26 protein-coding genes are annotated in these 24,046 nt (G+C 69.6%); 13 read left to right on the top strand and 13 right to left on the bottom strand.

All coding sequences use genetic code 11. The annotated features are described in order from the left end of the window. The first annotated feature begins 397 nt into the window (after positions 1-397). Positions 398-751, top strand: coding sequence for a hypothetical protein (locus ACIBQ1_RS21950; RefSeq protein WP_397280015.1), 354 nt, complete (start codon positions 398-400; stop codon positions 749-751). Positions 752-1,393: 642 nt separating this feature from the next. On the opposite strand, the gene ACIBQ1_RS21945 is transcribed toward ACIBQ1_RS21950, so the two are convergent. Together ACIBQ1_RS21945 and ACIBQ1_RS21940 are read right to left on the bottom strand one after the other, a co-directional pair. Beyond that, positions 1,394-1,936, bottom strand: coding sequence for a hypothetical protein (locus ACIBQ1_RS21945; protein ID WP_397280013.1), 543 nt, complete (start codon positions 1,934-1,936; stop codon positions 1,394-1,396). 109 nt (positions 1,937-2,045) lie between these two features. After that, positions 2,046-2,255: a hypothetical protein gene (locus tag ACIBQ1_RS21940; protein ID WP_397280012.1), complete on the bottom strand. Its 210-nt coding sequence runs from the start codon at positions 2,253-2,255 to the stop codon at positions 2,046-2,048. A 133-nt stretch (positions 2,256-2,388) separates the two neighbouring features. Between ACIBQ1_RS21940 and ACIBQ1_RS21935 the strand changes: the two genes are divergently transcribed. After that, the gene (locus tag ACIBQ1_RS21935) at positions 2,389-2,874 is read left to right on the top strand and encodes a hypothetical protein (protein ID WP_397280010.1); all 486 of its coding nucleotides are present in this window, start codon (positions 2,389-2,391) and stop codon (positions 2,872-2,874) included. Between the two features lie 24 nt (positions 2,875-2,898). Here the strand turns inward: ACIBQ1_RS21935 and ACIBQ1_RS21930 are convergent, their stop codons facing one another. Continuing rightward, a complete protein-coding gene (locus tag ACIBQ1_RS21930; RefSeq protein ID WP_397280008.1) occupies positions 2,899-3,348 on the bottom strand; it encodes a carboxymuconolactone decarboxylase family protein in 450 nt (149 codons plus the stop codon). Positions 3,349-3,430: 82 nt separating this feature from the next. On the opposite strand from ACIBQ1_RS21930, the gene ACIBQ1_RS21925 reads away from it, so the two are divergent. Both ACIBQ1_RS21925 and ACIBQ1_RS21920 read left to right on the top strand, forming a co-directional pair. After that, the gene (locus ACIBQ1_RS21925; RefSeq protein ID WP_397280007.1) at positions 3,431-4,309 is read left to right on the top strand and encodes a sigma-70 family RNA polymerase sigma factor; all 879 of its coding nucleotides are present in this window, start codon (positions 3,431-3,433) and stop codon (positions 4,307-4,309) included. Positions 4,310-4,456: 147 nt separating this feature from the next. Then, positions 4,457-4,621 carry a hypothetical protein gene (locus ACIBQ1_RS21920; protein ID WP_397280005.1) on the top strand — a complete coding sequence of 55 codons (165 nt, stop codon included), beginning with the start codon at positions 4,457-4,459 and terminating at the stop codon, positions 4,619-4,621. Between the two features lie 60 nt (positions 4,622-4,681). Here the strand turns inward: ACIBQ1_RS21920 and ACIBQ1_RS21915 are convergent, their stop codons facing one another. Further along, positions 4,682-5,848 carry an alpha/beta hydrolase family protein gene (locus tag ACIBQ1_RS21915; protein ID WP_397280003.1) on the bottom strand — a complete coding sequence of 389 codons (1,167 nt, stop codon included), beginning with the start codon at positions 5,846-5,848 and terminating at the stop codon, positions 4,682-4,684. Between the two features lie 144 nt (positions 5,849-5,992). Here ACIBQ1_RS21915 and ACIBQ1_RS21910 point away from each other — a divergent pair, with 144 nt between their 5' ends. Next, positions 5,993-7,264: a sensor histidine kinase gene (locus ACIBQ1_RS21910; protein ID WP_397280001.1), complete on the top strand. Its 1,272-nt coding sequence runs from the start codon at positions 5,993-5,995 to the stop codon at positions 7,262-7,264. Further along, entirely contained in the window at positions 7,252-7,962 is a 711-nt protein-coding gene (locus ACIBQ1_RS21905; RefSeq protein ID WP_397279999.1) for a response regulator, read from the top strand. Before ACIBQ1_RS21910 ends, ACIBQ1_RS21905 begins: the two co-directional genes overlap by 13 nt. Before the next feature lie 15 nt (positions 7,963-7,977). Here the strand turns inward: ACIBQ1_RS21905 and ACIBQ1_RS21900 are convergent, their stop codons facing one another. Further along, positions 7,978-9,438 carry an ATP-binding protein gene (locus ACIBQ1_RS21900; protein ID WP_397279998.1) on the bottom strand — a complete coding sequence of 487 codons (1,461 nt, stop codon included), beginning with the start codon at positions 9,436-9,438 and terminating at the stop codon, positions 7,978-7,980. Positions 9,439-9,535: 97 nt separating this feature from the next. Here ACIBQ1_RS21900 and sppA point away from each other — a divergent pair, with 97 nt between their 5' ends. Then, positions 9,536-11,233 carry a signal peptide peptidase SppA gene (gene sppA, locus ACIBQ1_RS21895; protein WP_397279996.1) on the top strand — a complete coding sequence of 566 codons (1,698 nt, stop codon included), beginning with the start codon at positions 9,536-9,538 and terminating at the stop codon, positions 11,231-11,233. Between the two features lie 9 nt (positions 11,234-11,242). Here sppA and ACIBQ1_RS21890 read toward each other — a convergent pair whose 3' ends face one another. The 5 genes from ACIBQ1_RS21890 to ACIBQ1_RS21870 are packed head-to-tail and all read right to left on the bottom strand — an operon-like array spanning position 11,243 to position 15,160. Further along, positions 11,243-11,725, bottom strand: a complete 483-nt coding sequence (locus ACIBQ1_RS21890) for a flavin reductase family protein (protein ID WP_397279994.1) — start codon at positions 11,723-11,725, stop codon at positions 11,243-11,245. 58 nt (positions 11,726-11,783) lie between these two features. Next, the gene (locus ACIBQ1_RS21885) at positions 11,784-12,719 is read right to left on the bottom strand and encodes an ABC transporter substrate-binding protein (protein WP_397279992.1); all 936 of its coding nucleotides are present in this window, start codon (positions 12,717-12,719) and stop codon (positions 11,784-11,786) included. Positions 12,720-12,757: 38 nt separating this feature from the next. Next, positions 12,758-13,450: an ABC transporter permease gene (locus ACIBQ1_RS21880; RefSeq protein WP_397279990.1), complete on the bottom strand. Its 693-nt coding sequence runs from the start codon at positions 13,448-13,450 to the stop codon at positions 12,758-12,760. Continuing rightward, positions 13,447-14,127, bottom strand: coding sequence for an ABC transporter permease (locus ACIBQ1_RS21875; protein ID WP_397279989.1), 681 nt, complete (start codon positions 14,125-14,127; stop codon positions 13,447-13,449). Before ACIBQ1_RS21875 ends, ACIBQ1_RS21880 begins: the two co-directional genes overlap by 4 nt. Next, entirely contained in the window at positions 14,120-15,160 is a 1,041-nt protein-coding gene (locus tag ACIBQ1_RS21870) for an ABC transporter ATP-binding protein (protein ID WP_397279988.1), read from the bottom strand. Before ACIBQ1_RS21870 ends, ACIBQ1_RS21875 begins: the two co-directional genes overlap by 8 nt. Positions 15,161-15,486: 326 nt before the next feature. Here ACIBQ1_RS21870 and ACIBQ1_RS21865 point away from each other — a divergent pair, with 326 nt between their 5' ends. The 3 genes from ACIBQ1_RS21865 to ACIBQ1_RS21855 all read left to right on the top strand — a co-directional run bounded on the left by ACIBQ1_RS21865 (position 15,487) and on the right by ACIBQ1_RS21855 (position 18,278). After that, positions 15,487-17,364, top strand: coding sequence for a hypothetical protein (locus tag ACIBQ1_RS21865; protein ID WP_397279987.1), 1,878 nt, complete (start codon positions 15,487-15,489; stop codon positions 17,362-17,364). A gap of 11 nt (positions 17,365-17,375) precedes the next feature. Continuing rightward, the gene (locus ACIBQ1_RS21860) at positions 17,376-17,717 is read left to right on the top strand and encodes a cupin domain-containing protein (RefSeq protein WP_397279986.1); all 342 of its coding nucleotides are present in this window, start codon (positions 17,376-17,378) and stop codon (positions 17,715-17,717) included. 87 nt (positions 17,718-17,804) lie between these two features. Beyond that, positions 17,805-18,278 (top strand): carboxymuconolactone decarboxylase family protein, encoded by a 474-nt coding sequence (locus tag ACIBQ1_RS21855; RefSeq protein WP_397279984.1) that lies wholly within the window; start codon positions 17,805-17,807, stop codon positions 18,276-18,278. A gap of 64 nt (positions 18,279-18,342) precedes the next feature. Here the strand turns inward: ACIBQ1_RS21855 and ACIBQ1_RS21850 are convergent, their stop codons facing one another. Next, complete coding sequence (locus ACIBQ1_RS21850; protein WP_397279982.1) at positions 18,343-19,170, bottom strand: SDR family NAD(P)-dependent oxidoreductase; 828 nt, start codon at positions 19,168-19,170, stop codon at positions 18,343-18,345. 18 nt (positions 19,171-19,188) lie between these two features. After that, positions 19,189-20,526, bottom strand: a complete 1,338-nt coding sequence (locus ACIBQ1_RS21845; protein ID WP_397279980.1) for an FAD-binding oxidoreductase — start codon at positions 20,524-20,526, stop codon at positions 19,189-19,191. A gap of 235 nt (positions 20,527-20,761) precedes the next feature. Here ACIBQ1_RS21845 and ACIBQ1_RS21840 point away from each other — a divergent pair, with 235 nt between their 5' ends. Then, positions 20,762-21,679 carry an RNA polymerase sigma-70 factor gene (locus ACIBQ1_RS21840; protein WP_397279978.1) on the top strand — a complete coding sequence of 306 codons (918 nt, stop codon included), beginning with the start codon at positions 20,762-20,764 and terminating at the stop codon, positions 21,677-21,679. A 144-nt stretch (positions 21,680-21,823) separates the two neighbouring features. Here the strand turns inward: ACIBQ1_RS21840 and ACIBQ1_RS21835 are convergent, their stop codons facing one another. Further along, entirely contained in the window at positions 21,824-22,516 is a 693-nt protein-coding gene (locus ACIBQ1_RS21835) for a TetR/AcrR family transcriptional regulator (RefSeq protein WP_397279976.1), read from the bottom strand. Between the two features lie 209 nt (positions 22,517-22,725). On the opposite strand from ACIBQ1_RS21835, the gene ACIBQ1_RS21830 reads away from it, so the two are divergent. Next, positions 22,726-23,097: a DoxX family protein gene (locus ACIBQ1_RS21830; RefSeq protein ID WP_397279974.1), complete on the top strand. Its 372-nt coding sequence runs from the start codon at positions 22,726-22,728 to the stop codon at positions 23,095-23,097. Positions 23,098-23,201: 104 nt separating this feature from the next. Further along, entirely contained in the window at positions 23,202-24,041 is an 840-nt protein-coding gene (locus ACIBQ1_RS21825) for an SDR family oxidoreductase (protein WP_397279972.1), read from the top strand. Positions 24,042-24,046 lie beyond the last annotated feature (5 nt).

The following is a 24,046-nucleotide window of genomic DNA, read 5'->3' as shown; positions in this document are numbered from 1 at the left end:
GACCCCGCCCCGAGCGGGATGCCTTTCGGGCCGTCCATTGGCTTCGGGCGCAACAACTGGTTGGGAGGAGCCGCATCTACGGCGATGCGGGCCAGTGCTCCACTTTTAGGTGGGAGGTGAAGGCCCGCGCGGGAAGACCCTCCGGGCCTGAAGGAGCGGTATTCATGACTCGGCGTGCCGATCGTCCAGCGGCGCGTCTTGACGCCTGAGTCGAGTCGGAAGGCCGGACTCATCATCCGGCAGAGATCTCCCCTGACGATTACGCGATCCGGACATCTCGCCGCCAACAACGCGAAGAACGCCAGCCACCTACACCAGAGCCTTCGACCTGCGCTTCTAGGGTGGTATGGCTTCAGTGGTATCGGTAGCGTGGACGCGTACAGCTTGGAGGTCAACTATGTCCACCCCGCATCAAGACGGCGAGGTACTGATCCCTCGCCCGCCATTGACCACCGCCGCCCTTCGGGCGGCAGTTGCTCAGATTGCTCCGGCCTACCTCGGCCAGTTTGTTGACCACCTCGACCAGGCGACAGAGCAGGCGGCGCGGCAGAGCACCGTGGCACCTCTGCAGAATTTCCTGCAGCAGTGGGGCGAGTTCGTGGCGATCCAGCGCCACCCTGCCTGGGCGGCCCGGCTGCAGGCATTGGAGGCAGAAGTCGCCGCTGCTACCGACAGAGCCAAGCTGGACTCGGCCTTGGCCGAAATCAGCGAGATCACGGCATCCGCGCGCCGAGAGGCCGTCGGTGAGTGACGCCTGGACGTGGGAGTACAACCCCGACGCCGAGCATGTCATCGCTGGGCTCCGCCGACCGTCATCCTCGAGGTTGAGCGGCTTGCCGACCAACTCGCAGTCCTCGGAAGGGACGCGACCCGCGCCGGCAGAGGCCCGCTGCATGGGGGAGGTCTTCGAACGCTTGATCTGTTCGGCGGCCGTGGATTCCTCAACTTCATTGTCGCGGAGCATCTGCGCCTTGTGCTGATCGTTCGCGTTACCTGGATGGATTGACGCGCCCCCGTCTGCCCACGCCTCAACGAACCGGCCGCAGCCCTGGATACGTCCTCACAGTCCATCCTCATCCATGATCATCCAGGACTGTGGTCAGTAACCGTGCAAGCAAGATCGGCCAGCGGATTACGCCAGCGCGGCAGTACCACGCGTCCCTCGCCCGCCGCGCGGTCCCCGTGCCGTTTCCCGCTGCCGAACGATCTTGAAATCCTCTCACGTAGTCACGACCCACCGATCACCTTCGCCCCGGCCGGGACGCCTCTCGGACCACCCATTGGCGACCACTGGCCCCGGGCGTATCAATGAGTCCTCTTATTTGCTGCCTTGACCGTTGGCCAGGCAGGCGAGGCTTCGGAGATAAACGCCGCCAGAACAGCGAACGATCGCTCAGTCCTCGTCGGCTTCGACCCAGAACGGCGGCACGAGGGCGGCGTCGCGACGCGCCACCACCTTCCCGTCCCGAACGCTCAGCAACTCCGGCCCATCGTCCTCATACCACCGCTGGTAACCGAAAAAGGACTCGTCCTTGTGGAGCCGGGTGGCCAACCAGTCCATCAGCTTGGCCACCTCGGCATGCCCGTCGGGGTGGATCTCCCAGCGGCAGGTCAGCGCCCAGCGTTCGTCGTCGTGGTCATCCGCACGCACCAGGATCGAGCCGCCGGCGCCGGGAATCTTCGAGGCCGCGTACGGCGAGCCGTCGTCCCACGCCGGTTGCGGAAACTCCTTGACCACCCAGTCGCCGTTCTCGTTCCGCACCGGCTGCTGCTCGTCGTCCAGCAGATCGAGAACGTCGTTGACGACGATCGTCTTCTCGGTGATGTGCTCGGGCCGCGAGCCGAGGCCCACGTGCCAGCGCAACTCGGCGAGTTCGGTCTCGGGCAGGTCGCCACGCAGGTCCATCGCGACCATGAGTTCGTGAATGTCAGCCACGGCAGCACCGTAGCGGCACGGGCCGACATGGCTGAGCGCCCTGGTTCGGCGTGAGGCACCGGGCGCCGCCGACCGAACGCCGCCACTCGCGGCCCGGCGCAGTCGACGCTTACGGCAGGCGCCGGTCCAACCTGGGCGCGGCCGCTTTGACGGCCTGGAACCACGCGCTGCTGGCCGGCCGGAACTGCAGCACGATCGCCGGGATGACGAACAGGATGGGCCAAAAGGTCAGGAGAAACATGGACCCCAGTACGGTCAGCGTGATCCGGGCGGCGTCGCTCCCTTCCCGCATGAACTTCGCGAGGACGATGAAGGCCACCGCGACACCGATCGTGCCGCCGGGACCGGTCCCGACGGCACGGCGATCACCGCACCCCACCTCGTCCGAACGGCCCGGCCCCCATGGCATGACACCCCCACGTCCCGGGAACCGGTCTGGAACCATGACAGCCATGAAACGAGTCGTGATCCTGGGGCGTGGCGGTTCGGGAAAATCGACCCTGGCAGCCCGGCTGGGCGCGATCACCGGATCTCCCGTCATCGAGCTGGACAAGCACTTCTGGGGGCCAGAGCTTGAAGCGACGCCTCCCGATCAGTGGGCGGCCGTCCAGGGTGACCTCGTCCGGGCCGAGGCCTGGATCATGGACGGCGACCTCGGTCCGTACGACGTCCTGGAGGTCCGGCTCCGAGCGGCGGACACCGTCATCCTGCTGGACTTCTCGTTCTGGCGCTGTGCCTGGCGCGCGATCCGCCGCTCCCGGGAACGCGCCGACTTCTGGTTGTGGGTGTGGGCCTACCGCCGCCGGAGCCGGCCGCTTCTCCTCACGGCGATCGCCGCTCACGCAGGTGACGCGGAACTGCACGTGATCCGGAGTCCGCGCGCGCTGAGACGCTTCATGGCCCAAGTCACGACCGGCCAGGCCTCGAACCGGCCGTAACTTACAAGCCGGCTGTCGGCGACCTCACCAGGTCTTGCCGGCCTGCTCCCGGATCGTACGGTTGATCCGGTTGAAGAAGTTCGTCAGCGCGATGTTCAGGATGATCGCGGACAGCTGCTTCTCCTCGAACTGGGCCGCGGCGGCGTCCCAGATCTCGTCGGTGACGCCCGGCGCGCCGTCCTGGATCCGGGTGGCGGCCTCGGTCAGCGCGAGCGCCGCCCGCTCCTGCTCGGTGAAGAAGGGCGTCTCGCGCCACGTGACCACGTTGTGCAGCCGTTCGTCGGTCTCTCCGTGCTTCTTGGCCGACGCGACCCCGGCGAAGACGCACGGGCTGCAGCCGTTGATCTGGCTGGCGCGCAGGTGGACGAGCTCCAGCACCACCGGGTCGACGCCACCGGCCTGCATGGCCTTGTAGAGATGCTGGATCGCGGTGAACACGTCGGGGTTCGCCGGGCTCTGCATGCGTGCTTCCATCGGTCTTGCTCCTTCATCGGTTACCTGAGCCCGTTCTGGCTCGTCATCCCCATGACGGAGCAGCTCCGAGGAAGGTAACAACATGTCCGAGACCAGCCCGAGAGACCCGGTGGCCGAGGCGTTCGAGGCCCAGCGCGACCGGCTGCGCGCGGTCGCCTACCGCATGCTCGGATCGCATGCCGATGCCGAGGACGCGGTCCAGGAGGCCTGGCTGCGGTTGTCGCGCCAGGACACCGCGACCATCCACAACCTCTCCGGCTGGCTGACCACGGTGGTCGGCCGGATCAGCCTCGACGTCCTGCGATCCCGCCAGACCCACCCTGAGGCGTCCTACGACGCACAACTGCCCGAGTTCGTCGTGACGGTCGACGACGGCCCCGCGCCGGAGGACGACGTGGCGCTCGCCGACTCGGTCGGGCTCGCGCTCCTCGTCGTCCTGGAGTCGCTCGGGCCGAGCGAACGGCTGGCGTTCGTGCTGCACGACCTGTTCGCGGTGCCGTTCGAGGAGATCGGCCGGATCCTCGGCAAGTCCGCCGACGCCACCAAGATGCTCGCCAGCCGCGCCCGCAGGAAGGTGCAGGCGACCGACCGGCCGGCGGCCGCCGGACGGGAGCAGCGAGAGGTGGTCCAGGCCTTCCTGACGGCGGCGCGCAGCGGCGACTTCGAGGGGTTGCTGCGCGTGCTCCACCCCGAGGTGCGGCTGACCGTCGACACCCCGCAGGGCGAGATCGTCATCCTCGGCGCCACCAAGGTCGCCGCCGGCGCGCGGTGGTCCGCCTCCGCCGCCACGCGGGGGCAGGCGGTGTACGTCAACGGCCTTCCCGGGTTCGTGTCGTGGCGCCCGGACGGCAGCCCGTTCTCGGTCATCGCGTTCACCGTCGTCGACGGCCGGATCACCGGCCTCTCGGTCGTGACCGACCCGGCCAGGCTCGCGTCGATGGACCTGCCGGATCCGGAGTGAGTCCTGATGATCACTGTTCCAACTCGCCTGCAAGACGATCCAAGCCGGTCACAGGACCCCCCTGCTGGACTCGATCTTGTCCTGACAGAACGAGGAGAGATAGATATGTCACGATTTTCCGGAATTGCCAGGCGGATTGTGATCGCCATGGCCGGGGTCCTCAGTGCCGCCGCGATCAGCGCCGTCACCGCCGCCCCGGCCGACGCCGCGTCGCGGTGGGTCACCTACACCGAGGAGGGCGTCCCGATCGTCTGGGAGCACTGCTTCAGCTGGGACGGCGGCTTCTACGGGACCTGCGGCCACGGCCTGTGAGCCACCCGGCCACCCGGCCCCGCGCCATCGGCCAGAACGAACTCCGGCAGGCGGCCAGGTCTAGCTCGTGCCGCCCACCGACTTGACCTCCTGGAAGCGCGATCCCGGGTCGTTCAGGAGAGGCTGCGCCTTCCCTCGCAGGTGCTGGTCGTAGAAGGCCGCGACGATCGCGCGCGTGATCTTCAGGGATCGGGTGGCGGGCAGGTCGGCGCCGTCGTCGATGCCGAGTTGCTCGGAAAGCACGGAGATGTCGGTGAAGGAGGCGTGCTCGGTGCCCGACACGACGAACCACCGCTTCCAGCCGGTGAGGTTCGTCCAGGTCTTGTCCCAGGAGGCGTCCTTGCCCGGGCTGTGCCTCACCTCGGTGCCGAGCAGCAGGAACGGCTTGGCCAGCCGGCCGCTGGGGACCGAGACATCCATGGTGCCGTCGATGTTCATCCCGGCGCGCAGCCGGGCGTCCTTCAGCAGGGCGGACACGGAGGCCGCGCCGCCCACGGAGTGGCCGCCCATGGCGATCTTGGATCGGTCGATCAGCTTGGGGTATCTGGCCAGCAGCGAGTCAAGGACGAAGGTGACGTCGACCGCCCGGACCTGATCGACCTTGGCCCAGAACGCCGCATCATGCGGCATCTCGCACGCGGCGCACTCGGCGACCCTCCCGTCGGGGAAGCTCGTGACGACGTTCTCGTACGTGTGCCCGACGACGGCCACCGCGTAGCCCCGGCTGGCCAGGTCCTCGGCCAGGCCGGTGAGCGAGTAGCGGGGCTTGGTGAAGCCCGGGGAGAGGATCACCAGGGGCAGCCGGCCCTTGGCCGCCGGTTTGGCGTCCTTGACGGCGTCGATCCGCGTCTTGCTGAGCAGGTCGCCCGGTACGCCGGAAACACCCGCCTCCTTCAGCGTGAGCTCGGACTCCTTGACCGTCATGTACGCCGCCCGCGCCCCGCCGGCCTTCGCCGCCGGGTACCAGAGCGAGACCATGAGCTCCCGCGCCTTCACGCTGGACACCCAGGGGTCGGGGCGGGAGGCGTCCTTGAGGTAGAGGGAGGTCATGCCGATCGGCAGCTTGCCCGTCGGCTTGGGGATGTGGAGAGCGGTCTCCCGCGCGGCGACGGTCTGGATGGTGGAGCCGCCCGCGGGGTTCCCCCGGCCCGCGGCGGCGGACGCGGCGGACGCGGACGCGGCGGCGACCGGCAGGGCGAGGAGTGCGGCGAGGGCAAGACGCCCCATTCGGTGAGTCATGGGCCTTGACGCTAGGGTCCGGCGATCTCCGGGCGCGTCGTCCGCGACGACGACATCGGCGGCGGGGTCATCCCTGAGATGTACTCCGCTCCGCCGATGCCGCCAATACGCCACGAACAGGACAATGTGCAGGTGTCACCGATCAAAAGGCGATGGCAGGACATGCTCCTTGCGGAGCGCAGGCCCTCACATCACGCGCTCCTGGCCGACCTCCTCCTCGCGGCCGTCCTGACCGCGCTGGCGGTGGCGGCAGCGGCCTCCATGGACACCGCCCACAGCGTCGAACTCCTGCGGCTGCCGCCCCCACCCCGGCCCGTCGTGCCCGTTCCCCCACCCTTGCCCGACCTGCCCACTCCCCCACCCTTGCCCGACCTGCCCCACAACTTGCTGCCCGCCGACGGTGACCCGGTCGATCCCGGTCTGCTCTTCATCGTGGCGCTGACGACTCTGCCGCTGGCCGTACGGCGGCTGTATCCGCTGACCGCCTTCTGGGTCGTGCTGCTCGCCGCCCTGGCCACCGACGACGAGGCGACCTGGGTCACCGTGGCGAGCTGCGCCATCGCCGCCTATGGAGCGGTCGCCTACAGCCGCAACCGGCTGGTGGCGCTGGGCGGCCTGGTTCTGGCCACCGTACTGGCGGGTGCGGCCTTCAAGGATGCCGTCGCGGGCTTGCCGAGCTGGCTTGGGCCCTTCGTGGTGCTGCTCAGCGCGGGGGTCATGGCGAGCTTCGTCCGGTTCTGGCGGCAGCAACTCGCCGAACGCGACGAAAGGCTCCACCAGGCCGTACAGGTGGAGCGCTCGCGCATCGCCGGCGAGCTGCACGACGTCGTCACCCACAACGTGAACGTGATGGTGATCCAGGCGGGGGCGGCGCGCAAGGTGATGGACACGGCGCCGGACCGGGCCAAGCAGGCCATGCTCGCGGTGGAGACCAGCGGCAGGGCCGCCATGGCCGAGCTCCGCCACGTCATGGGGCTGCTGGCCGCCTCCGGCAGCGGCTCCGACGTTCTCGAACCGCAGCCGGGGCTCGACCAGCTCGACTCGCTCATCGAGCGCGTGCGCGCGGCCGGGGTCCCGGTCAGCGCCGAGATCAGCACGCCGAAGGGGCCGGTGCCGCCGGGAGCGGGCCTGGCCGTCTACCGCGTCGTTCAGGAGGCACTCACCAACACGATCAAGCACGCGGGCGGCGCCGCCGTGTCGGTGGCGATCAGCCACACCGGCGACTGGCTGGACATCGAGGTCGCCGACAGCGGCGGCGCCCCCGCGGCGCGCGCGGGGGCCGGCCAGGGCCGGGGGCTGATCGGGTTGCGCGAACGGCTGGCGCTCTACGACGGGACCCTGGAGGCGGGGCCGCGGAGCGGCGGAGGCTTCCTGACGAGAGCGCGCCTACGATGGACGGCGTGAACGAGGCGCCGCGCGTGGTCATCGCCGACGACCAGGCGCTGGTGCGCAGCGGGTTCGGGATGATCCTGACCGCCGACGGGATCGAGGTGGTCGCCGAGGCCGCCGACGGCGTCGAAGCGGTCGCGGTCGTCCGGCGGACCCGGCCCGATCTCGTGCTCATGGACGTGCGGATGCCGCGGCTGGACGGCATCGAGGCCACCCGGCAGATCCTGTCCGGCGGCACGGACGGACCCCGCGTCCTCATCCTGACCACGTACGATCTCGACCACTACGTCTACGCGGCGCTCTCCGCCGGGGCCAGCGGCTTCCTGCTCAAAGACGTCTCCCCCGAGCACCTGGTGGCCGCGGTGCGCCTGGTGCGCACCGGGGACGCGCTGCTCGCGCCGACGATCACCCGCCGACTGATCGAACGCTTCGCCCGCCGCGACCAGACCGCGCACCGCGGCGTCCACGGCGTCCACGGCGACCTGTCGCAACTGACCCCGCGCGAGCTGGAGGTCCTGCGCCTGCTCGCGACCGGCATGAGCAACGCCGAGCTCGCCGACCGCCTGGTGCTGAGCCCGACGACGGTCAAGACGCACGTCGCGCGCATCCTGTCCAAGCTGGAGCTCCGCGACCGGGTCCAGGCGGTCGTGCTCGCCTACGAAACCGGCCTGGTCAGCCCGAACGCACCGGGCCCCGGCTCCGGACCGGTTTAGGCGCACCGCCCTCGGCTATGCGTAGAGCTCCTTGAGGCCGACCAGCCGGACGCCCTCGGGGATGTCCTCATGGAACCCGGCCCCGCTGTAGCAGGCCAGCACCGTGTCCCTGGTGTCGTACCCCTTCACCGACAGCAGGTCGCGAGCCCGCCGCAGCCGGTCCACGTGTCCAGCGGTCAGCACCTTGTCCCATTTGGCCTCGCCCAAGGACAGGATCCGCTGCGGACGCCCGGGCTCCTCCTGAGCGAGAACCGCCACGTCAACCTGGATCTGCGTCCGGTTGTGCGGATCGGCCACCACCCCCGCGGCCACCCTGCCGGGCAGTTCGCCGAACACCTCCTCTTCGGCGAACATCGCCCACTCCCTGCAGAGGGCTTCGAAGTGCGGCCCGACCACCTGCGACAGGAAAGTGGCACGCGAATTGCTCCAGGCGGCCTCGGTCCGGCCGCGCTCCAGCCGGGTCCACTCGCGACGCATCACCGCCTCGTAGAAAACGATCAGCGGCTCGCAGATCCGGTAGAGGGACCTCCCTTTCCTGAACGCGTCCTCTTCACGGGCGATCAGCTGCGAGTCCTCCAAGACCGAAAGCGGGTGACCGATGTCGGTGGATTTGCGGCCTATATGGTTCGCGATGCCGCCACGCGTGGCGTTCCCCGACGCGATGGCCCCCAGCACCGCGTGGTAGATGGCCGTGTCGCGGATGTCCGTCTCCTCGGTCAGCAGGTAGCGGGCCTCGCGGTACAGCGGGATCTCCGGGTTGAGCACGGTACGCGCCACCCAGGCGTCGAAGTCCGCCACCGACTCGGGGACGTCCCCGGCCACGAACTCCCGACGATAAGCCGGGGTGCCCCCCACGATGGAGTGGACCAGCACCGCGAGGCGCGGATCCTCGATACCCCAGAATCTGGCAGATGCGCGGTAGTCCAGCGGTTTGATCACGAGTTCCAAGCTGGCCCGCCCCCGCAGAGGCGCGTTGCCCGCGAGGAGGCGGCCCATCACCCCCAGCGCCGAACCACACAGCAGCAGGCGCGTCTTCCCCTGTCTCGCATATCCCCTGGGATCGAGGGCGTGCTGGATCAGCGAGGGAAGTGAAGGCGAGGCCTTGCTCAGATAAGGAAACTCGTCGATCACGATGAGCCCCTCAGGAACGAGGGCGAACAGCCGCTCCAGCGCCTCGTTCCAGTTGGCGAAGGTGAATCGCCCGCCTGCGCCGCTGGCCTGCGTCGCCAAGGCTTCGCCGAAACGGGCCAGCGCCTCGGCTTCCGTTTCGTCAATGGCGGCGAAGAAGAACCCACCGAATTCCTGGACCAAGGCGTCGAGCAGGTAGGTCTTGCCTTGCCGACGCCTCCCGCTCACAATGCCGAGCCTCACATCAGAGCTGGGCGACGTGGCGAACCTGATCAAGCTCGCCCATTCGCGATCACGGTCGAAGACATGGGGCGGCTTGGCCGCAGCAGGCTTGGCGATCGAGCTCATGATATAAACATACACCTTAGGTGCATACAACTTAGGTGCAAATACCTTAGCTGTACATCTCTAAGCGGATCCGCATCGGGTCGCTTAGGGTGTCTTCATGGAGGCAGGAAAGGCGATCTTCGAAACCGTCGAAAAGCTTCGCCAGCGGCGCACGGCCCCGCTGGTGCTGGAGCTCGATCTCACAGAGGGCCTCACCGAGGGCCCGCCGGCGGACCCGCTCGCCGCGGTGCTGTCCATGCGCAAGACGCGCCTTTCCGACGTCCTGTCCGGGCTCAGGCGGGCCAGGCAGGACTCCAGGGTCAAGGCGCTGGTGGTGAAGATCGGGGGCAACCCGCTGGGCCTGGCCATGGTGCAGGAGCTGCGCCAGGCGGTGATCCAGTTCAGGGCGTCGGGCAAGCTGACCGTCGCGTTCGCGGAGACGTTCGGGGAGTTCGGCGGCGGCACCGTGCCGTACTACCTGGCCACCGCGTTCGAGCGCGTCTACCTGCAGCCGAGCGGCGACGTCGGGCTGACCGGGGTGGCGCTGGAGCAGCGCTTCGTCAAGGGAGCGCTGACGAAGCTGGGCGTCGGGTACGAGGCCGGGCAGCGGCACGAGTACAAGACCGCCGTGAACATCTTCACCCAGGACCACATGACCGAGCCCCACCGCGAGTCCATGAGCCGCATCGTCGATTCGGTCACCGAGAGCCTCAGCGCGGGCATCGCCGACGGGCGGCGGCTCGACCCGGGCAAGGTGCGGGAGCTGATCGACCGCGGCCCGTTCACCGCCTCCGAGGCGCTCGAGGCCGGGCTGGTCGACGGGCTGGCGTACCGGGACGAGGTGTACGACCAGGTCAAGCAGGCCGCGGGCGACGACTCGCACCTCCTGTACGTGTCCAGGTACGCCAGGAGCGCGGCCGTGAAGAAGCTGCCGCACCCGACGGCGGACGGGATCGCGCTCATCCACGGCACCGGCATGATCAAAACCGGCCGCAGCGGGCGCAGCCCGCTCGGCGGGGGCGGGGCGATGGGCTCCGACACGATCAGCGCCGCCTTCCGCGCGGCCCGGCGGGACGCGCACGTCAAGGCCGTCGTGTTCCGGGTGGACAGCCCTGGCGGCTCGTACGTGGCCTCCGACACGGTGTGGCGCGAGGTGACCCTCACGCGCAAGGTCAAGCCGGTGATCGTCTCGATGGGCGACCTGGCCGCGTCCGGCGGCTACTTCGTCGCGATGGCCGCCGACGTGATCGTGGCCCAGCCCGGCACGCTGACAGGTTCGATCGGCGTGTACGGCGGCAAGCCGGTCATCTCGGAAATGCTCGAAAAATTCGGTATAAATTCTGAGATGGTGGCGTCCGGGCCCAACGCCGGAATGTTCTCCACGTCCCGCGCCTTCTCCCCCGAGCAATGGGAGCGGGTGAACGCCTGGCTCGACCGTATTTACGATGACTTCGTGGGCAAAGTGGCCGCGAGCCGCGACCTGACCCGGGAGCGCGCGCACGAGCTGGCCCGCGGCCGCGTATGGACCGGCGCCGACGCGCACGCCGGCGGCCTCGTGGACGAGCTGGGCGGCCTGGAGGACGCGCTGGCCCTGGCCAGGAAGCGGGCCGGCCTCTCCGACGACGCCCCCGTACGCGCCTACCCCCGGCTCAACCCGCTGGAGCGGCTGCGCGGGCCGGACTCGAGCGAGGACAAGTCCGCCGCCCTGGCCCGCCTGCGCCTGGACGCGTGGGGCCCCCTCGCCCGCCTGTCCGCCGAGCTCGGCCTCCCCGCCGCCGGACCGCTGCTCCTCCCGACGTGGTACGTGATCCGCTGAGCACCGGCGTCACGTTCCGATCGGGCGGTAGCGGGAGCGCAGCCGTACCAGGGGCTGGAGGGAGCTCTCGACGTAGGGGACCGCGAGGACCGCGGCGATGAAGAGGGTGTGATCCCCGGCCGGGACCACTGTGGTGGTCTCGGCCTCCAGGGCGGCCACCCCGCCCTCCACCACCAGCGCGTCCGAGTGCGTTCCCCGGTGATGCGGCGTGCCCGCCAGCAGCAGCCGCGCGCTGGGCCGGCCGGCGGTGGCGAAGCGGCTGGCGATGGCCGCCTGGCCGGAGGAGAGGAGCGAGGCCGCCCAGCGGTCCTGCCGGAGCAGGACCTCGTTGAGGTAACCGCTGCCGGCCAGGCTCACCAGGACGAGTGGGGGCTCCAGCGAGACGGACATCAGCGCCGACACCGTGGTGCCCAGGTCGTCACGCCCATCGCGGACGGTCACCACGGCCACCCCGGCCGCGAGCTGCGCCATCGCCTCCGTGAACTCGCTCACGGCACGAACCTAGCGGTGCGGGCCCCCGGACGACGGGGGCCCGCACCGGAAAGCTGCGTCAGCTGAGGCTGTTGGCGGTCAGCCATTCCTTGGCCACGGTGGCGGGTTCGTCCTTGTTGACGGAGATCTTCTGCATCATGTCCAGGAGGGACTGCGTGCTGAGCTTCGCCGAGACGGCGTTCAGCGTGGTCTTGATCGTGTCGGTGGCGGCCGCCTTGTTGAGGAGCGGCGTCACGTTCTGGGCGGGGAAGATGTTCTTGGGGTCCTGCAGCGGCACCAGGTTGTTGGCCGTCATCTTGGGGTCGGTGGTGAACACGTTGCCGACCTGGATCGTGCCGTCCTTGATCGCGTCAGCGGTGGTCGGGCCCGTGGGCTTCCACTGCTTGAACTCGACCCCGTAGACCTCCTTGAACCGCGCCTCCCACCGCTTCTTGAACTCGGGCGGGCCGCCGACGATGAAGGTCTTGGAGACCTTGGCCAGGTCCTCCATGGTGTTCAGCGACTGCTTGGTCTGAGTGTCCTTGCTGATGGACAGGCTGTCCTTGTCCTCGGCCGGGGAGGAGTCGAGCACCTCCAGCTCGGCGGGGAGCTTCTCCTTCAGCGCGGCGTTGACCTCGTCGGTGGTCGCGGCCGTGTTCTTGAGGTCGACGAAGGCCAGCAGGTTGCCGTTGTACTCGGGCACGATGGTCAGGCCACCGCTCTTGACCTGGTCGAACACGACCTCGCGGCTGCCGATGCGCGACTTCTCCTCCACCTGCACGCCCTTGGCCTCCAGCGCCTGGGCGTAGATCGACCCGAGCAGCACGCTCTCGTCGAAGTCGAAGGATCCGATGACGGCCTTGCCCCCGCCCCCGCTCGAAGCCGAACCGCTGGGTGCCGCGCTCGAGGTGTCGAGCGGGTTGCCTCCAGTGTTGCCACCGCCGCCACCGCCACAGGCGGACAGCGCGAGCATCGCCGAAACGAACACCCCGGCGATGCCGTACTTGCGTCCCATCTTGCTTTTCCCTTCTAAGCGGGAGGTAATACAGGAGACTATCGAACCTTCAGCCGCTGGCTCACCCCTGGGGAGACCGTCACTCTCTGGGCGAGCGTGAACAATATCTGGACCACCAGGGCAAACAGCACAATCAGTACTGAACCGCCGACGACGCTCGCGTAATCCTTCGTCGCGAAACCGTCGATCACGAACCGCCCCAGACCGCCGAGCCCGGTGTACGCGGCGACGGTGGTGGTGGCCACGACCTGGATCGCCGACAGCCGGCACCCCAGCAGGATCAGCGGCAGCGCGACCGGGACGAGCACCCGTCCGAGCACCTGCCCGCCGCGCAGCCCCATCCCGTACGCGGCGTCGCGCAGCTCGGGGTCGACGCCCTTGATGCCCTCGAAGGTGTTCACCAGGATCGGCGGCACCGACAGCAGCACCAGCGGGATGATCACCGGCCAGATCGAGGCCGTGCCCAGCAGCAGCACGAACATCACCAGCAGGCCCAGCGTGGGCAGCGCCCTGGACAGGTTCGCGGTGACGACGACCACCACCTCGCCCCGGCCCGTGTGGCCGATCAGCAGCCCCAGCGGGACGGCGACCAGCACGGCCAGGACCAGGGCCAGGGCCGAGAACTCCAGGTGTTCGAGCAGGCGCATGGGGATGCCGTCGGGGCCCGACCAGTTGGCGCCGCTGCCGAAGAACTCGATCAGCCAGCCGAAGAACGCGGTGAGCCAGCTCACGATGCCTGCCCCCTTCGGGCCCGTACCCATGGAGTGAGCAGCCGCTGCGCCAGCACCAGCAGCCCGTCCGCAACCAGCGCCAGCGCCACGATCAGCACGATGCCGACGATCACCGGCGGCATGAACGGGTTCTGGTAGGCCCGCGTGAACAGCCCGCCGAGCCCGCCCTGCCCGATCAGCGCACCCACGCTGACCAGGCTGATGCTGGAGACCGCGACCACCCGCAGCCCCGCCAGCACCACGGGGACGGCGATCGGCAGCTCGACCGCGAGCAGCCTGCGCAGCGGCGTGAACCCCATCGCGATAGCCGACTGCCGCACGTGGTCGGGCACCGAGCCGAGCCCGTCCACGACGGCCGGGATCAGCACGGCCATGCCGTAGAAGGTCAGCGGGATGATCACCGTGGTCTGCGAAAGCCCGGTCGCCGAGATCAGCAGCATGAAGACCGGCAGCGAGGGGAGCGCGTAGACGACGTTCATGAAGCCGGCGGTCGGCTGGTAGAGCCAGCGCCAGCGCACGCAGGCCAGCCCCAGCGGCAGCGCGACGACCAGCGCGACCAGGATCGGCACGAGGGACATGGTCAGGTGGTCGAGGAGCAGGTTCTTGATGCTGTCGACCCGGCCGGTGTCCCAGTTACGCCCGATCCATTCCCATATGGAAGGAGGGCCGTCACCCATCTGCGGCCTCCGCGAGGGCCTGGTCGAGCGTCTCCCTGGTGGCCACGCCGACGACCTTGCCCTGCTCGTCCACGCCCACCGCGCAGCCGGACGGCGACAGCAGCGCCGCGTCGAGGGCCGCGCGCATGGAGTCGCGCCCGTGCACGAACGTCCCGTACGGCTCCAGCTCGTCGGGCCGCTCCCGGGAGACCCAGCCGGTGGGCCTACCGTCCTCGTCCACGACCAGCCGCCACGGCTCGTCCCCGGCGTCGGTCAGGTCGGTACGCAGCCGCAGCCCGTCCGTCGGGATGAACTGCAGCCGCCTGATCCCCCGGTCGTGCCCGAGGAACTCCTTCACGAAGTCGTCGACCGGCGCGGACAGCAGCGTCTTGGGATCGGCGAGCTGCGCCAGCTTGCCGCCCACCCGCAGCACCGCCACGCGGTCGCCCAGCTTGATGGCCTCGTCGATGTCGTGGGTGACGAACACGATGGTCTTGTTCAGCTCGGACTGGAGCCGGAGCAGCTCGTCCTGCAGGCTCGTGCGCACGATGGGGTCGACGGCGCTGAACGGCTCGTCCATGAGCAGCACGGGCGGGTCGGCGGCCAGCGCCCTGGCCACGCCCACGCGCTGCTGCTGCCCGCCCGAGAGCTGGAAGGGGTAGCGACCGGCCAGCGCCGGGTCGAGGCCGACCCGTTCGAGCAGCTCCATGGCCCTGGCTCGGGCCTTCTTCCGGTCCCAGCCGAGCAGGTAGGGGACGGTGGCGATGTTGTCGACGATCTTGCGATGCGGGAACAGGCCGGCCTGCTGGATGACGTACCCGATGCCGCGCCTCAGCGTCGGCGGGTCGATGCCCTGCACCGGCACGCCGTCGAGGAGAATCTGACCGTCGGAGGCGTCGATCATCCGGTTGATCATCCGGAGTGACGTGGTTTTCCCGCAGCCCGAGGGGCCGACGAGCACGGTGATCTCACCCGTGGGCGCCTCGAGGTCGAGACGGTCCACGGCGACCGTTCCGTCTGGGTAGCGTTTTGTGACAGCGTCGAATGTGATCACGCGCGAACTCTCGCTTCAGGCTTCTGTGGCAGGGGTCGCAGCCCCCGTGCCACGACCGCCGCATGATCTATCGCAGGACAGACTACGGCGATCCGGACCACCATGTCGTCCTGGGATCCAGCTGAAACGCTTCAGTTGAGCTGGATATTTACCCCAAATATTGAAGTGCTAGTGCGCCGGACCATGGTGAGTTGGCATGATTACCTCCACGAACTTCTGTCCTATACCTACACAAAGTCCTGACGAGCACTCCATACCAAACTCACGAACTCCAGCCCCTCACCCCTCACCCTCAGCGTCCGCTCACAGCAAGAGGATCCGGCCCCGTGTCTCAGCCGCTCACCGATCAGCGCCGTCGCGCCGAGTTGATCGCAGAGCTCTACGACCGCCATGCCGCTGGGCTGTTCGCGTACTGCGCTGACCAGCTCGGCGATCTAGGCTCTGCGTCCGACGTCCTGGTGACCTTGTTCTCCAGTGTCGCCGGCGTTCCCTCCGCCGCCGAGGCGCCTCGCGCCGCTCTCTACGCGTTCGCCCGACGCGAGATCCACCGGCGGGACATCGTCTACGCGCCCCCTTCCATCGATCCACTGATCGACCCGGCCTCCGCCCTCGTCGAGCGCACTTTCCGCGAGCTGCGGCCACACCAGCGCGAGGTGCTGGTGCTGTGCGCGGTCTGCGGGCTGAGCAAATCGGAGCTGGCGTGGGTACTGGACGTCGCCCCGGACACCGCCGACGAACTGGCGGTGGGGGCGGGCAACCACTTCCGCCACGCGCTGGTGACGGGGCTCTCCTCGACCGGGGTCCGCGTGCCCAAGCCGGTGGCGGACGTGTACGGCGCGCTGAGCGTGGCTCCGCTCGCCGACATCATCAGCCGCCTCCCCTGGGCGGAGCCGCCGGGCGCGCTCCGCATCCAGTTCGCGGGCTCCCGCTCCGCCACTCCCGGTCCCCTCTTCGTCAAGCCCCGCTGGCCCAGCCCGCCGATGTGGCCCCAGCCCCTGGCGGAGGAGGACCCGGCGACCAGCACGGGCATCTTCCCGGCCGAGCTGCTGACGCCGCCGTCGTCGTCGCAGGTGCCCGAGCACGCCGCCACCACGGCCCCGATGCCCAAGCTCAACAAGTCCCCGGAGTCCACCCCACGCCGGGGAGGAGTCCCGACCTCACACGTCCCCTTCGGAGACACCCCGGCCTCGCGCTCCTTCTTCGGAGACGGCCCGACCCGCGCCGCGCCGCGCTCCCCCTTCGGGGACGGCCCGGCCGCGAACTCGCGCTCATCCCTCAGGGACCCGCTGGCCTCCGCCCAGCGTCTGCACGACCCTCTGGGACCCACCCCGTCCCTCAGGGACCCGCTGGCCTCCAACCGTCCCCGCAGGGACGTCCTGGATTCGGCGGCTTCCCTAGGAGACCCCCCGGCGGCGGTGGACGGTGCCCGGCCCTACCAGCCCGGCACGCCACAAACAGCTCCACCCTTCGCAGGGAGGACCCCAGTGCCGCCCCACACCCACCCGTTCTTCGTGGACCCGCCCGACGAGCCGTCGGGTGGTTTCGAGCCCTTCGCCACCGGCGACGTGATCTTACCCAGGGACACCCCTGAGCCCTTCGCCACCGGCGACATCATCCTGCCGAGAGACGTCCCGAAGCCGTTCGGCGGTGGCGACGACGACGGCGACATCCTGGCCCCCAGAGACCCGCACGTCGACGTGCTGGTGCACAAGGGCCCCGCCCGCCCGCTCCCGCAACCGCCGCGGACGAACGAGCCGGCGCCCCTCTTCCGCCCGCGCCCCAAGTCCTCCAGGCGCACCAAGGCCCCCAAGCCCTCGGAGCCGGCCAAGCGCGCCCCCGAAGCGGCCGAACCCGTGAGGCCCGCTGAACCGGTCTACCGCCTGCCCCTGTACGACAAGGCGCCCCCGAAGCCTCCCACCCTGCCCAAACCCGCCAGCCCGGCCAGGAAGGGCCCGGCTCCGCCCGAGGAGGAGACCCGGAACTCCTTCGCCTCGCTCGCTCCTGAGCCCTCGCTCCTGGCCCCCCGCCCGGTACGGGCCCGGCCGGTGTCCAGAAAGCTCCCGGAGTACGGGGCTCGCCCCGAGAAGCCCCACCGCCGCAAGGACCGGCACTTCGACTGGGCCTGGGAGGTCGTCGGGTTCCTGATCTGCGTGGCTATCGCCATGATCGTCTTCTTCTCGATGCCCGTGTTCCTCCACCCGTAAGAGGCACGTCATTGCAGATCATCAAGGGCGCGGGCGAGTGGGCGCAGCCTGCCGCCGGGGCTGCGAACGACTGGGTCGAGCAGCTCAAAGTGCCGAACCTGTCCGTCGGGACGTACTGCATCCCGGCGGGCGGGGCCGACACCCAGAGCCCGCACACCGAGGACGAGATCTATGTGGTGACCTCGGGCCGGGCCCGGATGGTGGCGGCGAGCGGCGAGGCAGAGGTCGGCCCCGGCGCCGTGATCTTCGTCCCGGCCGGTGAGGAACACCGCTTCGTGGACATCACCGAGGACCTGACGCTGCTGGTCGTGTTCGGCCCGGCGTACGGCTCGCGCGCGGACTCCGGGGACTAGAGACGCACATCACAGTCGTCGGATGTCACTTCTTGCCGAGCTGTTCCGTCAGTGGGACGTAACAGCGAACCCGGCAAGGAGATCACCATGGAAGCCCGCCTGAACTACTTCGGCAACTCCATCGCGGCCAAGTTCATGAAGTACCTCGGCTCGGCCGGCAAGGTCGTGCACGACTCGACGCTGCCGACCGCGACGCAGGAACTGGTGAAGATCCGCGCCAGCCAGATCAACGGCTGCGCCGTCTGCATCGACGGGCACACCAAGGAGGCCGCGCACGCCGGCGAAACCTCGGTGCGCCTGAACCTGGTCGCGGCCTGGCGGGAGGCCACGGTGTTCACCGAGGCCGAGCGCGCCGCCCTGGAACTGACCGAACAGGGCACCCGCATCGCCGACGCCGCCGGCGGCGTCACCGACGAGGCGTGGGCGAACGCCGCCAAGCACTACGACGAGGACCAGCTCGCCGCCCTGGTGGCCCTCATCGCGATCATCAACTCCTACAACCGCCTGAACGTCATCACCCAGCAGCCCGCCGGGGACTACCAGGTCGGCCAGTGGGGGTAACCCCGGCGAAGTGACACGCCTGCCCCCTTCCCGGGAAGAGGGCAGGCGTTCTCATGAGGCGCCGTCAACCCTTCGGGGTGTGGCCGTGGGCCCGCACCGCGAGGTCCTGCCAGTCGGCCCAGGTCTTGAGCCGGTTGGCGTAGGCCTGCTGGACGATCGGGCTGCCCTGGACGCCGAAGAACACCCGCAGCGGCGGGTCGCCCGAGTCGACGATCTCGAGGAGGGCCCGGCCCGCGGCGGCCGGGTCGCCGGCGTCGAGCGTCTTCGCGAACTCGGCGAAGCTCTCGCGGGCAGCCATGTAGAGCGGGTGGGCCTCGGCGTGGACGGCGCCGGCGGCCCCCTCGGTGGCGTAGGAACCCGGCTCGACCAGGGTCACCTTGATGCCGAAGCCGGCGACCTCCTGGGCGAGGGACTCGCTCAGACCTTCGAGAGCCCATTTGGAGGCGTGGTATCCGCCGCCGAGCGGCATCGCGGTGACGCCGCCGACCGAGGAGATCTGGACGATGTGCCCTCCGCCCTGCTCGCGGAGATGGGGCAGCGCGGCCTGGACGACCCACAACGCGCCGAACAGGTTGGTCTCCAGCTGGTCGCGCAGGTCCCGCTCGGTCAGCTCCTCGACGGCGCCGAGCAGGCCGTAGCCCGCGTTGTTCACGATGACGTCGAGGCGGCCGAAGTGCTCCCTGGCCCGCTTCACGCTCTCGAAGACGGCGGCCTTGTCGGTCACGTCCAGCTCAAGCGGGAGCACCGCCTCGCCGTACGCGACGACCAGCTCTGAGAGGTGTGCGGCGTTCCTGGCGGTGGCCGCCACCCTGTCGCCGCGGGACAGCGCGGCCTCGACAAAGTGGCGGCCCAGGCCGCGGGACGAGCCGGTGACGAACCAGATCTTGCTCATGATGTCTCTCCGTACCTTCTATGGCTGGATGTTGTGGTTGCGGGCGAACAGGTTGCCGGGGTCGTACCGACGCTTGACCGCCGCGAGCCGCTCGTAGGTCGCCGCCGGATAGATCGCGGCGACGTCCTGCTCGGTGGCGGAGGCGAGGAAGTTCGCGTACGCGCCGCTGACGTGGAGCGCGAGCCTCCCCCAGATCGCTTCCAGAGCGGGACGAGCGGCCTCGACGACCGGCTCCGGACCCGCGACGGTCGTCACCAACATCAGCTCCGCCTGGCGGTGCGCGTAGGCGGTGGCGTCCTCGGGGACTCGCGACACCGCGCCGCCGACGCTGCGGACGGCGATGAACGGCGACCGCTCCGACGCCCCGACCTCGGCGAGGATCCGAAGGACCGCGGACACCGACTCCTTGTCGACGAACGCGCTCCGGGTGACCAGCCGGATGCCGGGCGGCGGGGTCGCGCCGTCCACGAGCGTGTCCGCGTAGGGTCTCGGCGCGACATCGTCGCGGATCACCGTGCCGAGCCGGCGGATCGGGTCGAGCGCCCGGGCCGCGTGCTCCGGGTCGTCGCCGTCGAAGGTGACGTGCACCTCGACCGGCGCTTCGGGCCCCCCGGCGAAGGGATTGGCGAAGTCCACGACGGAGGTGAGCTCGTCGGGAGCGGCGCGGAGGTGGTCCGCCCAGCCCTGGAGTACGGTGGCCGCCTCCGCCGCCGGGAAGGCGATCGTGCCGTGGAAGACGTCCGCCGTCGGATGCGCCGCGAACTCGAAGGCGGTCACGACGCCGAAATTGCCGCCACCGCCGCGGATCGCCCAGAACAGCTCCGGGTTCTGCTCCGCGCTCGCGCGCACGACCTCTCCGCCGGCGGTGACCAGCTCCGCCGCGACCACGTTGTCCAGGGCCAGGCCGTACTTCCTGACCTTCCAGCCGATGCCGCCGGTCAACGTCAGCCCGCCGACGCCGACGCTCTTGGTGTCGCCCGAGGAGATCGCCAGGCCGTGCGGGGCCAGGGCGGCCGCGACCTGGCCCCAGGTGGCGCCGCCGCCGATCCGTACGAGGTGACGTTCCTTGTCGATGATCTCCACGGCCGAGAGCCTGCCGAGGTCGATCACGACGCCGTCGTCGTTGGTGCCGAAGCCGGCGAAGCCGTGGCCGCCGCCTCGTACGGACAGCGGCAGCCCTGTGCGGGCGGCGAATCCGACACCTGCCCGCACGTCCGCGACGCTCTCGGGCCGCAGGACGTAGGCCGGGCTGCCCGAGGCCAGCACCGAGCGGCTGGCCGATGCGTACTCCGCCCCGCCCGGTTCGATGATGTCGCCGCCGAAGTCACGGCGAAGGGTTTCAAGCGCTGAGCTCATGACGTTCCTTCCACACGGGAGAACGCGAGTCATCCTCACTCGTGCTGTCGTGTACTGGACGAACACGAGATGCCGGTGCCCAGAGTCCTGTGACAGCTCGGCGTACGTGACGTGCGCCACAGGCAGGTGGCGCGCAGGCAGCGGACGACAAGGAACGGCCACCGCCTCGGTGTCACAAAACGGCGGTGGCCGGCGTCTGGTGGGTGAAACAGCCGAGAGCGAACAGGAGCCACCCATGGCCGGCACGTCACACACCGCGCCCGGAGATCGCGACGGGGGCATGAGCCCCGACCCTGCCACCGAGGCGTTCCTCGCCCACCGCAACCTGCTGTTCACCGTCGCCTACGAGATGCTCGGCTCGGCCGCCGACTCCGAGGACGTCCTCCAGGAGACCTGGCTGCGGTGGGCCGGCGTCGACTTCGACGCCGTACGGGACCAGCGTGCCTACCTGGTCCGGATCACCACCCGGCAGGCGCTGGGCCGGCTGCGCACGCTGGGCCGGCGCAAGGAGTCCTACGTCGGCCCCTGGCTGCCCGAACCGCTGCTCACCTCGCCCGACGTCGCCGAGGACGTCGAGCTGGCCGACAGCGTCTCGATGGCGATGCTGCTGGTGCTGGAGACGCTCGGGCCGACCGAGCGGGCGGTGTTCGTGCTGCGCGAGGTGTTCGATCTGGACTACGACGAGATCGCCGACGCCGTCGGCAAGAGCCCGGCCGCGGTCCGCCAGATCGCCCACCGGGCACGGGCGCACGTCGCCGCGCGCCGGCCGCGCGAGGTCGTTTCCCCGGCCGAGACCCGAGACGCGTTCGAGGCGTTCCAGCGGGCGGTCGAGACGGGCGAGCTGCAACGCCTGCTCGACATCCTCGCGCCGGACGTCGTCCTGCTGACCGACGGCGGCGGGATCAAGCAGGCCGCGCTGGTGCCCGTCGTGGGAGCCGTCAAGGTGGCTCCCGTGCTGGGCCGGGTCGCCCCCACACGATCGCTGGAGCCGGCCCAGGTCAACGGCTACCCGGCGCTGATCGTCCGGCTCGACGGCGAGATCGACACCGTCCTGGCGTTGCGCATCGACGGCGGCCTCGTCACCGGCCTCTACGCCGTACGCAACCCCGAGAAGCTGTCGCACATGAAGCGGGAGACCGCCCTGCACCGCTGAGCCGGTCCGAGGCGGACCGGTAGCCCTCTTCAGGATGTGCCGCTCGATGCCGGGGTGTCGGGGTGGCCCGGTGCACGTATTCGATGGCGCCGGCGACCGTGCCGCCGCGCGGAAGGAGCGTTTGCGAGAGCGCCCCGGCCGAGATCAGCCTCTGGTCGATTCGCGGGAAGGAGAGTCTGCGCGGCCGAGGTTGATCATTGCCCGGTACAGGGCGGCGTGCGCGGGCGGGGCAGGAAGCGGGCCGCGGGCCGGGCCCTGAAAGGACTGGATCATCAGGGCGAGGATGCGGCGCCAGGCGTCGGGGGCGGCGTCGGCGGTGGCGGTGATGACGCCGGCGGTGGCCATGAGCAGCAGGGCCACGTCCTGCGGGGTGAAGTCGTCGCGCAGGTGGCCTGCGGCTTTGGCGCGGTCGATGAGGTTCACCACGCCGTCGTAGGCCTGGCTGCGGCGGCCCTCCAGGGTCTTGTCGGTGGGGAAGGTCATGGTCAGCACGTCGGCGAAGCCGCGGTCGGCGGCTTGCATGGCGCACGCCGTGTGGAGGTAGCCGGTGAAGCCGTGCCAGGGGTCGCAGTCGGCCAGGGCGGTGGCGACGGCGTCGACGTAGGCGTCCATGCGGTCGGCGAAGACGGCGGCGACCAGGTCTTCCTTGGCGGGAAAGCGGCGGAACAGCGTGGCGATGCCGACGCCTGCCTCGCGTGCGACCGAGGCCATGGAGGCGCCCAGGCCGTCGCGGGCGAAGACGGTGCGGGCGGCGGCCAGGATGCGTTCGCGGTTGCGTTCGGCGTCGCTGCGCAGCGGTGGGGTGGTGTCGTCGGCTCGCGGGTCGCCTGGGTTCATGGGCCCATCCTAACGAACTGGAAAGGTCTATCCGATTTGTGTGTATGCTGGCCAGCGAACCGGATAGACCTTTCCAGATCGATCGGAGGAGTCGCGATGCGTGCTGTCACGCTGACGCAAGTGCCTGGCCCGCTCCGGCTCTCCTCATCTCCCCCCATCGTTCACCCCCGATCCGCCGCAGCACGACCGAAGAAGAGGTTTCCGCTCCGATGAACGTGTTCCTGTGGATCCTGCAGGGCGCCCTGGCCGCGTTGTTCGCCGGCGCCGGCGTCACCAAGTTGACCCAGCAGCGTGACAAGCTCATCCCGCGCCTGCCGTGGGTTGAGGATTTCTCCACCCCGGTCGTGCGGCTGATCGGCGGAGCCGAGCTGGCCGGGGCGCTGGGGCTGATCCTTCCCGCCGCCACCGGCATCGCCACCGTGCTCACCCCGTTGGCTGCCACCGGCCTGGGCATCATCATGATCCTGGCCATGGGCGTCCACGCTCGCCGCAGGGAGCCGCAGGCCATCGCGTTCAACGCGGTCCTGCTCATCGCCGCGGCGGTCGTCGCCTGGGGCCGGTTCGGGCCCTACGCCTTCTGACCAGGTTCCCCTTCAACCCGCCGCCGAGTGGCGCGAACCCCATCCACAGACCCATCAGCACAGCCCCACGTTCCCGCGTCCTGACGGACCGGAAAGGACTACTCATGTCACAGGTATGGCTCATCACCGGCGCCTCCCGCGGACTGGGCCGCGCCATCGCCGACGCTGCACTCGCGGCTGGACATTCGGTCGTGGCGACGACCCGCAGCGGCCAGCTCGACGGCACCGATCCACAGTTCGGCGACCGTCTGCTGGTGCTGCCGCTCGACGTCACGACACCCGACGAGCGGGCGTACTCCTCGCTGGTCGAGTCGGCCATGGAACGTTTCGGACGTATCGACGTCCTGGTCAACAACGCGGGCCGCGGCATGTTGATCCACTTCGAGGAGACGGACGAGGCACAGGTGCACGACCTGTTCGAGACGAACGTCTTCGGACTCATGCGCGTTGCCCGGGCCGTGCTCCCGATCATGCGACGGCAGCGGTCAGGGCACATCTTCAACCTCTCCTCCGCCGCAGGCTACGTGGGCGGCGCCGCCATGTACTCCGCCACCAAGTTCGCCGTCACGGGATTCACCGAGTCACTGGCGATCGAGCTGCACCCGTTCGGCATCAAGGCGACCAACGTCGCGCCCGGCTACTTTCGCACCGACTTCCTCGACGGTTCCTCCGTGCAAGCCAGCCCAGCGCAGGAACTGGCCGACTACGAGCCCTCCCGCACAGGGATGCGATCCTTCGCCGAGCAGGCCAATCACCAGCAGGTCGGCGATCCGGCGGCCCTGGGACGGCTTCTCGTCGAAGTCGCCGCCGCAGAGCACCCACCGGTACACCTTGCTGTCGGCGGGGACTGCATCGAGGAGATCGAGCGGCATCAGCGCACCCTGATGTCGGACATCGACACCTGGCGCGAGAAGGCTGTCGCCACTGCGCACCAAACCGCTTAGACCAG

Source organism: Nonomuraea sp. NPDC050153 (assembly GCF_044460125.1).
Taxonomy (GTDB): Bacteria; Actinomycetota; Actinomycetes; order Streptosporangiales; family Streptosporangiaceae; genus Nonomuraea.
The sequence above is the reverse complement of the archived record's forward strand: the minus strand, read 5'-3'. Positions and strand labels throughout refer to the sequence as shown.